This is a genomic window from Nocardioides sp., from assembly GCF_030149505.1.
Taxonomy (GTDB): domain Bacteria; phylum Actinomycetota; class Actinomycetes; order Propionibacteriales; family Nocardioidaceae; genus Nocardioides.
This window is the reverse complement of sequence record NZ_JASBRN010000044.1, coordinates 96,738-103,300: the sequence shown is the minus strand read 5'-3', so window position 1 is coordinate 103,300 and position 6,563 is coordinate 96,738. Positions and strand designations below refer to the sequence as shown.

At 75.1% G+C, this 6,563-nt stretch carries 7 protein-coding genes and 1 rRNA gene; 7 read left to right on the top strand and 1 reads right to left on the bottom strand.

Features of this window, described 5'->3' with window-relative positions; all coding sequences use genetic code 11:
• Window positions 1-20 precede the first annotated feature (20 nt).
• Window positions 21-137 (top strand): 5S ribosomal RNA (gene rrf, locus Q1V71_RS08485).
• Window positions 138-357: 220 nt separating this feature from the next.
• On the top strand, window positions 358-699 hold the full coding sequence (locus tag Q1V71_RS08480; RefSeq protein WP_300642857.1) for a single-stranded DNA-binding protein: 342 nt from the start codon (window positions 358-360) through the stop codon (window positions 697-699).
• Here Q1V71_RS08480 and Q1V71_RS08475 read toward each other — a convergent pair.
• Window positions 674-1,708, bottom strand: coding sequence for a DUF1015 family protein (locus tag Q1V71_RS08475; RefSeq protein WP_300642855.1), 1,035 nt, complete (start codon window positions 1,706-1,708; stop codon window positions 674-676). The genes Q1V71_RS08480 and Q1V71_RS08475 overlap by 26 nt on opposite strands.
• A 22-nt stretch (window positions 1,709-1,730) precedes the next feature.
• On the opposite strand from Q1V71_RS08475, the gene Q1V71_RS08470 reads away from it, so the two are divergent.
• The 5 genes from Q1V71_RS08470 to recN are packed head-to-tail and all read left to right on the top strand — an operon-like array spanning window position 1,731 to window position 6,545.
• Complete coding sequence (locus Q1V71_RS08470) at window positions 1,731-2,744, top strand: HAD-IIA family hydrolase (protein WP_300642853.1); 1,014 nt, start codon at window positions 1,731-1,733, stop codon at window positions 2,742-2,744.
• A 10-nt stretch (window positions 2,745-2,754) separates the two neighbouring features.
• Window positions 2,755-2,961 carry a hypothetical protein gene (locus tag Q1V71_RS08465; RefSeq protein ID WP_300642852.1) on the top strand — a complete coding sequence of 69 codons (207 nt, stop codon included), beginning with the start codon at window positions 2,755-2,757 and terminating at the stop codon, window positions 2,959-2,961.
• 7 nt (window positions 2,962-2,968) lie between these two features.
• Window positions 2,969-3,811, top strand: a complete 843-nt coding sequence (locus Q1V71_RS08460; RefSeq protein WP_300642850.1) for a TlyA family RNA methyltransferase — start codon at window positions 2,969-2,971, stop codon at window positions 3,809-3,811.
• Window positions 3,808-4,794: an NAD kinase gene (locus tag Q1V71_RS08455; protein ID WP_300642848.1), complete on the top strand. Its 987-nt coding sequence runs from the start codon at window positions 3,808-3,810 to the stop codon at window positions 4,792-4,794. Before Q1V71_RS08460 ends, Q1V71_RS08455 begins: the two co-directional genes overlap by 4 nt.
• On the top strand, window positions 4,791-6,545 hold the full coding sequence (gene recN / locus Q1V71_RS08450) for a DNA repair protein RecN (protein WP_300642846.1): 1,755 nt from the start codon (window positions 4,791-4,793) through the stop codon (window positions 6,543-6,545). The genes Q1V71_RS08455 and recN overlap by 4 nt, the downstream gene beginning before the upstream one ends.
• Window positions 6,546-6,563: the final 18 nt, after the last annotated feature.

Below are 6,563 nucleotides of genomic sequence, written 5' to 3'. Positions count from 1 at the left end.
TGTGGGTGAGTCGCTAGAGTTACGGCGGCCATAGCGAGAGGGAAACACCCGGTCCCATCCCGAACCCGGAAGTTAAGCCTCTCAGCGCCGATGGTACTGCGATCGCGAGGTCGTGGGAGAGTAGGACGCCGCCGGACATACTTTCGCAGAAGCCCCACCTCTTTCGAGGTGGGGCTTCTGTCATTTCTGGCTGCGCGTGGGCGAGCTGAGGCCGGACGGTCGGCCTCAGGCTCGCTGCCGGTGCCGGCCCGCCGGGCCTCCACAGGGCTGGGCCCCGCGCGCTCGTGCACACCTGCAGCGCGACCGCCTGCGCTCGCCGTCGCCGGCGGCGAGGCTGGTCGCAGGAGGTGGTCGGAAGTGACCCAGGACGTGGAGGACTGCAACGCGGTACGGCTGGTCGGGCGGGTGTCGTCGGCGCCTGCGGCGAAGGAGCTGCCGAGCGGGGACGTGGTGCTGCTGTTCCGGTTGGTCGTGCGTCGGCCGGCCGGGCACGTGTCGAGGCAGAGCGTCGACGTGCTCGAGTGCAGCGTGTGGGTGCCGCGGCTGCAGCGGACCATGGGCGCGTGGCGAGAGGGAGACCAGGTCGAGGTCGAGGGTGCGGTCCGACGGCGTTTCTACCGCGCAGGACAGGCGACGGTCAGCCGCGTCGAGGTCGAGGTGGGCCGAGGTCGGCTCAGGCGTCGCGCAGACGTCGCGTGACGATGCCCGGTCGGGGCTTGGGCTGGAAGGACGTGGCCTTCTCCGGCAGCAACCGGCCCTGGCGCACCACGCTCAGGACCTCGTCGAGGGTCGGTGCGGGGAGCAGCAGGGCGGTCGCCCCGCGGCGGCGGGCTTCGTCGAGTGCCTCCTCGGCCTCATGGTGGTAGCTGATGGGGAGGTCGAGGCCGGCCAGCAGGCGGTCGAGGGCCAGCACGGGGATGCTTCCGGTCGTGGTGAGCGCGCCGGGTCCGGTGCCGGGTGGGGACGGGGTGGGCGGCGGGGTGAGGGTGCGGGACCCGGTGCCGTGCGAGGCGACGACGCGTCCCGGGGCGATGCAGAGCAGCGGGTTGGTCGGCGTCCAGCCGGAGATGGCCCATCCGTGGGCGGTCGCAGCAGCCAGGACGTCGCCGCTGAGCACGCGGTGCACCGCAGCCAGGTGCATCGGGGTGTCGTCGTGGTCGACCAGGACGCTCAGGGCGCGGTCGGCCCCGGGGGTGCCGGAGGTGTGGAGCAGGCGGTGGGCGGCGTACCGGTGGTGACCGTCGGCGAGGAGGGCAGAGGCGTTGCGGAGCTCCTCGGCGACCAGGTCGAGCTCGCTGGGCCGCGTCACCGTCCACCAGCGCTGCCGCTGCTCGCGGAGCGTGCGCACCAGCCGAGGGGGCTCGGAGCAGACCTCACGCAGCAGCGAGCGCAGCGTGCCGGTGCCCCGGTGGACCAACAGGATCGGAGCCGGGTCGACGCGGCCGCGGGCCATCCGCTGCGCGAGCTGCTCGACCTGGTCGGGGTGGACCCGCTCGTGCGGGAGGACCACGCCGCGGCGGGCGTCGGTGGCGCCGGCGGCGAGGTCGAGCAGGCCGACGATGCCGCGGACGGTGTAGCCCGAGGCGGTCCACTCGTGCACCAGCAGCGCCGGTGCGCCCGCGTCGAGCCGCCCGCGCGGTCGGAAGGGGTGCAAGCGCAGTGGCCCTGCGAGGGGTGGGGGGGCCACGACCGGGTCGGACGCGTCCATCGGACCATCGTAGGCTGCCCGGGTGCTGGGCTGGAGCGAACGCGACCTGTGCGACGCGCACGACCTCGTGATGCTCGACCTGGACGGTGTGGTGTACGTCGGTGGGGCGGCCGTGCCTCGAGCCGCGGACTCCATCGAGGCCGCCCGCCGGCGAGGTGCCAGGCCGGCGTTCATCACCAACAACGCCTCCCGGACCCCCGAGACGGTCGCGGGGCACCTCGAGGAGCTCGGTGTCCGGGCGGAGCCAGGTGACGTCGTGACCTCGGCCCAGGCTGCGGCTCGCGTGCTGGCCCAGCGGCTGGCACCGGGGGCGCGGGTCGTGGTGCTCGGCGCGGAGGGGCTGCGCCGCGCGGTCGCGCAGGAGGGCCTGGAGCCGGTCGGGGTGGAGGACGAGGCCGAGGCCGTCGTCACCGGGTACGGGCCCGACGTGCTGTGGCGCGACGTCATGCGCGCGGCGGTGCGGATTCGCGACGGCCTGTCGTGGGTGGCCAGCAACACGGACCTGAGCATCCCGACGCCGTACGGCACGGCGCCGGGTCACGGCGTGCTGGTGGAGACGCTCAGCCGCTTCTCCGGCGTGGAGCCCGTGGTCGCGGGCAAACCGGCGCGGCCGCTGCTGGAGGAGACGGTCCGCCGCGTGGGGGGTGAGCGTCCGCTCATGGTGGGCGACCGGCTGGACACCGACATCGAGGGCGCCGTCGCCCTCGGCCTGCCGTCGCTGTTGGTGCGCACGGGCGTGACCGGCTTGGCGGAGCTGGTCGAAGCCCGGAGGCACGAACGGCCGACGTACCTCTCAGCGGACCTCGGTGGGCTCCTGGGTCCGCACCCGCAGGTCGGCCGGGAGGCCGGGGGGTGGACCTGCGGCGGGTGGCGCGCCACGGTCGCCGACGGTGCCCGGGTGGTCGTGGACGGCGACGGCGGGGAGGACGACTGGTGGCGCGCCGTGGTCTGCGCCGCGTGGGACCACCTCGACCGGACGGGCACGGTGGTCGCCGTCGACGGCCTCGTCCCGCCCGGCGTCGGTGGGCCGCGATAGCCTCCCCGGCATGGACGGGCAGGAGCAGGTGCGGACCGGTGTGACGGCCGTTGACGCGGTGATCGCCTCCGTGGAGTCGCTCGCCGAACGACCGCTGGCCGAGCATGCGGAGGTCTTCACGGCTGCGCAGGAGCGACTGCGCCGCGCCCTCGACGCAGACCCCGACGCACCCGCCCCCGCCCCAGCCGCTCCGGCCGCCCCGACCGGGCAGGACTGACCGCGACGTGCCACCGCGACGGCTGCGCCTGGACCAGGAGCTGGTCCGCCGGGGGCTGGCCCGATCCCGCGAGCACGCCGGGGAGCTGATCGGAGCCGGGCGGGTCACGGTGTCCGGTGCGCTCGCGCGCAAGGCCGCCACCGGTGTGACCACCGACGTGGCCATCGTGGTGCGCGAGGACGCCTCCCGGCCCGACTATGTCTCCCGCGGCGGGCACAAGCTGGCCGGGGCCCTGGACGCCTTCGCCACCGTCGGCCTCGACGTCTCCGGTCGCGTCTGCCTGGACGCGGGTGCCTCCACGGGCGGGTTCACCGACGTGCTGCTGCGCCGGGGGGCGGCCCGGGTGCTGGCTGTCGACGTCGGTTACGGCCAGCTGGCCTGGTCGCTGCGCAACGACGAGCGGGTGGTCGTCCACGACCGCACCAACATCCGCGAGCTGACCCCCGAGCTGGTCGGCGAGCCGGTCGACGTGGTGGTCGGGGACCTCTCCTTCATCTCCCTCGGTCTGGTGCTGGACGCGCTGATCGGCGTCACCCGTCCCGGGGGCGACCTGGCGCTCATGGTCAAGCCTCAGTTCGAGGTGGGCAAGGACCGGGTCGGCAAGGGCGGGGTGGTCCGTGAGCCCGAGCTCCGGGCCGAGGCGGTCCTGGGGGTGGCACGGGCGGCCGAGCAGCGGGGCTGGGGTGCCGTCGCCGCGACCACCAGTCCGTTGCCCGGACCCTCGGGCAACGTGGAGTTCTTCCTCTGGCTGCGGCAGGGGCCCGCCGGTGTCACGTCCGCGCAGGTCGAGGACCTGGTGCGGGGGAGCGACCCGCTGGCCGAGGCCGCGGGTGAGAGGCTGACGCCGTGAGCGACGCACCTGCCGACCGACCGGGCGAGGACACCCCGGACCCGCAGCGTCGGGTGCTCCTGCTGACCCACACCGGTCGCGAGGACGCGCGGGAGGTCGCCCTCGCCTGCTGCCGGGAGCTGTCCGGCCACGGGATCGTGGTGCGGATCCCGACCGCGGAGATGGAGGACCTCGGCATCACCGTCGGCGACCTCGGTCTGCTCGTCGAGCCCGCTCCGGAGGACGGGCGAGCCGGGGAGGGCTGCGAGCTGGCGCTCGTGCTGGGCGGGGACGGCTCGATCCTGCGCGCGGCCGAGGTCACGCACGAGACCGGCACCCCGGTCCTCGGCGTCAACCTCGGGCACGTCGGCTTCCTGGCCGAGGCCGAGCACGACGACGTCGAGACCGTCATCGGCGCGGTGGTGTCACGGCGCTACACCATCGAGGAGCGCACCACCCTCGACGTGCGCGTCCTGCGCGAGGGAGAGGTGGTCACCTCCACGTTCGCGCTCAACGAGGCCAGTGTGGAGAAGGCCGCCCGCGAGCGGATGCTCGAGGTCGTCATCGAGGTCGATGGCAGGCCGCTGTCGCGCTGGGGCTGCGACGGCGTCGTCTGCTCCACGCCGACCGGGTCCACGGCGTACAACTTCAGCGCCGGTGGGCCGATCGTGTGGCCCACCGTCGATGCCTTGCTGCTCGTGCCGATCTCGGCGCACGCCCTGTTCGCCCGGCCGCTCGTGGTCGCACCGACCTCGGTGCTGGCCGTCGAGGTGCTGGCCAACACGGAGGGCTCCGGCGTGCTGTGGGCCGACGGGCGGCGGGCCGTCGACCTGCCTCCCGGTGCGCGGATCGAGGTCCGACGCGGCGAGCGCCCGGTGCGGCTCGTGCGGTTGCAGGAGGCGCCCTTCACCGACCGACTCGTCGCCAAGTTCGGCCTGCCCGTGGAGGGCTGGCGCGGCTCGGCCGAGCGGCGGCGTCGCAGCGAGGCCGGAGGTCCCGCGTGATCGAGGAGATCCGGATCCAGTCGCTGGGGGTCATCGAGTCCTCCACCCTCGAGCTCGGCCCCGGCCTCACGGTCATCACCGGCGAGACCGGCGCCGGCAAGACGATGGTCGTGACGGCCCTGGGCCTGCTCCTGGGAGGCCGCGCGGACAGCGGCGCGGTCCGCACGGGCGCTCGCACCGCGCGCGTGGAGGGCGTCGTGGTCACCGACCGGCTGCCCGACCTCGCCGCGGCGGTCGAGGAGGTCGGCGGCACCGTCGAGGACGAGCGGGTCGTGCTCGCCCGCAACGTCGCAGCCGAAGGTCGCTCCCGGGCCTTCGTGGGCGGGGCCTCGGTGCCCGTGGCCACGCTGGCCAGCGTCAGCGAGCCGCTCGTCGCGGTCCACGGACAGTCCGACCAGCACCGGCTGCTGCGCCCCCGGGCCCAGCGCGAGGCCCTGGACCGGTTCGGCGGCGAGCCGGTGGCTGCTGCCGCCCGTGCCTACCGCGAGCTCTTCGACCGGCTGCGCGCGGTCGAGGTCGAGCTCGAGGAGGTCGTCACCCACGCCCGCGAGCGGGCCCAGGAGGCCGACCTGCTGCGCCTGGGCCTGGAGGAGGTCGAGGCCACTGCCCCCGAGCCGGGGGAGGAGCAGCGCCTGGCCGCCGAGGAGACCCGCCTCGGCTTCGCCGACACGCTGCGCACCGCCGCCGAGCAGGCCCGCGAGGCACTGAGCAGCGAGCACGGCCGCCCCGACGCCCTGGCGACGGTCGGCACCGCGCGGGCGCTGCTGGACGGGGTGCGCGAGCACGACCCGGAGGCCGCCGCCCTCGCGGATCGGCTGGCCGAGCTGGGCTACGTGCTGAGCGACCTCGCGACCGACGTGGCGTCGTACGCCGCCGGGATCGACACCGACCCGGCCCGGCTCGCAGGAGTCTCGGAGCGACGTGCCGCACTCGGACGCCTGACCCGCAAGTACGGCGCGAGCGTCGAGGAGGTCCTCGCGTGGGCCGAGCGCTCGGCGCTGCGCCTGGTCGAGCTCGACGGCACCGACGACCGGATCGAGCAGCTGCGTGCCGAGCGGGCGAGCCTGCGTGCGGGGCTGGCCGAGGCCGCGACCGCCCTCACGGCCCGGCGCGCCGAGGCGGCCGGGCGGCTGGGGGAGCAGGTGACCGCGGAGCTGGCGCTGCTGGCGATGCCGCACGCCCGGCTCACCGTCGCCCTGCGCCGGCACGAGGCCGAGGCGCCGGCGGACCCCGACGCCCCCGGCGTGCCGCTGCTCGTGGACGGCGGCTGGTGGCGTTTCGCACCGAGCGGCCTGGACGAGGTGGAGCTGCTGCTCGCCGCCAACACCGGCTCGGACCCGCGGCCCCTGGACAAGGGCGCCTCGGGAGGCGAGCTGTCGCGGGTGATGCTGGCCGTCGAGGTGGCGCTGGCGGGGACCAGCCCGGTGCCGACCTTCGTCTTCGACGAGGTCGATGCGGGCGTGGGCGGAGCCGCCGCGGTCGAGGTCGGCCGTCGGCTCGCCGAGCTCGCCCGCACCTCCCAGGTGCTGGTCGTGACCCACCTGCCCCAGGTGGCGGCGTACGCCGACCGCCACGTCGTGGTGCAGAAGTCGAACGACGGCACCATCACCAGCTCGGGGCTCACCCTGCTGGACGACGAGGCCCGCGAGCTCGAGCTCTCCCGGATGATGGCCGGGCTCTCCGGCTCCGACACCGCCCTGGCGCACGCCCGCGAGCTGCTCGACGTGGCCCGCGCCGCCCGGGCCGGCTGATCGGGCCGGCTGATCGGG

Coding starts and splice junctions, on each gene's coding strand:
- Q1V71_RS08465 (WP_300642852.1), top strand. CDS start 2,755: ATGGACGGGCAGGAGCAGGTGCGGACCGGTGTGACGGCCGTTGACGCG.
- Q1V71_RS08475 (WP_300642855.1), bottom strand. CDS start 1,708: ATGGACGCGTCCGACCCGGTCGTGGCCCCCCCACCCCTCGCAGGGCCA.